This window comes from Sphingomonas sp. 37zxx (genome assembly GCF_000786205.1).
In the GTDB taxonomy this organism is placed as follows: Bacteria; Pseudomonadota; Alphaproteobacteria; order Sphingomonadales; family Sphingomonadaceae; genus Sphingomonas.
Genome location: NZ_JROH01000102.1, coordinates 1 through 1,496 on the forward strand (window position 1 = coordinate 1; position 1,496 = coordinate 1,496).

1 protein-coding gene is annotated in these 1,496 nt (G+C 59.4%); it reads left to right on the forward strand.

All coding sequences use genetic code 11. The features are described from left to right. Positions 1-392: 392 nt before the first annotated feature. Positions 393-1,364 carry a hypothetical protein gene (locus QU44_RS16920; protein WP_033923583.1) on the forward strand — a complete coding sequence of 324 codons (972 nt, stop codon included), beginning with the start codon at positions 393-395 and terminating at the stop codon, positions 1,362-1,364. Positions 1,365-1,496: the final 132 nt, after the last annotated feature.

Genomic DNA, 1,496 nt, shown 5'->3' on the forward strand with positions numbered 1-1,496 from the left:
ACCGTGGGATTTTTCAGCAGCCTGCTAGATCGACCGTTGATCTCGAGATGAACAAGCGTCCCGTGTTGGGGGAGCTACAAAACTACCCTGAATGGCGGATTGTAGGTCCTAGCTGCCATACGCCTGCGGACGCTTCACGTCCTCTCTCGCTCGGAAGCGCACCCCGCGTATTTATCGAGCTCTTCGATTCCCTTAGCGCGCGTGCGGGACAGCTTGCGGGCACTTCGAAACGCCGAATTCTTGCGAACTCAAACTGCTGGGGATTGCATGGCGCGTTCTGCCCATGCATCGTGCCGGCGCGGTCAGCCGGGGGGAGAAGCATGAGATTTGCGTTACTAGCGCTGCCAGTTCTGTACTGCGTATTAGGCGCATGTGCACCGACTTTGCGGGGCGTGGAGCCGATCCTCGGTGCTGAAGGACCGACTAGCGGGAAGACGAGTACCGATTTTTATAACCAACGGGACCGCTTCTTCATGCGGGCGAAGGCGGCATCCGAGACCGGTGGGGCAGTTGCGATCGACGCCATGATGGATAGCGGTTTTGCGCTCGCATCGGCGCACTGCAACAGCTTCTTCCAGGACATGGAGGTGCTCCAGCGAGACTCCTCGATCAGCCGCGACATGGTCGCGCCGATTATTTCTACGCTGACGACTCTCGTTACCCTCCGGAGCTTCTCCGCCGGGCGCACCGACGACTATCTGGCCGTTCTGGCGTTGGGCTCGAATGCAGCGCTTGCTGGTATCGACAGTGTCGACAAGCATTTTCTGTTCGATGCGGACAACGTTCGTGAGGTGCGCGAGCTAACCTTCAAAGCAATGAGCGCGAGCGAGCAGGAGCTCCGCGCGCGAGGGGCTGCAACATTCGATACAGCGTTTCGCCAGCTAACCGCGCATCAGACTATTTGCTCGCCCGCCAGCATCCTCGACTTGACCAGACGTGCGATCCGAGCCGGCCAGGTCACTGCGAATAGTCGAGGTACGAACCGCGTTGATCAGGGAGTGCTGGTAGACCTAGCCACGGAGCTTGGCCTGACCGGAGCGCTAACCGCTGAGCAGGCAGGGGCGATCTGGCATCTCTACAACTCTGGGAGTCGCGTTGATCAGTTGTCGCCTGATGTGCGGACCGAACTTTCGGATCTTGGCGCAAATCCCTTGATTGAGATGAATGGCGGCACTCCCAAGCTGTCGGCGGCGGGTCAAAACAAGGCGGCGCTACTGATGAGCATCTTGGACCGTCTTTCCCCCGCCACCCGATCCGCATTCATAGATGCTTCGAGAAGCCGCACCAAAGTCGGGCTGGTCGCGCAAGCTTTCGTGCTGGTTCCTACGGGCCAGACTGAGGGGATTGATCTGGAGGTGAGATGACCGGCTTGGGGCTGGTTGCGCACCGATGCAGCCAAGCCTCAGTCGTCGAGCACCTCGCCATCTTCCGCGCTGCCCGTCTGGTGTTCGTATGGTTCAGTCTCGATTAGCAGGCTGCTGAAAAATCCCACGGTT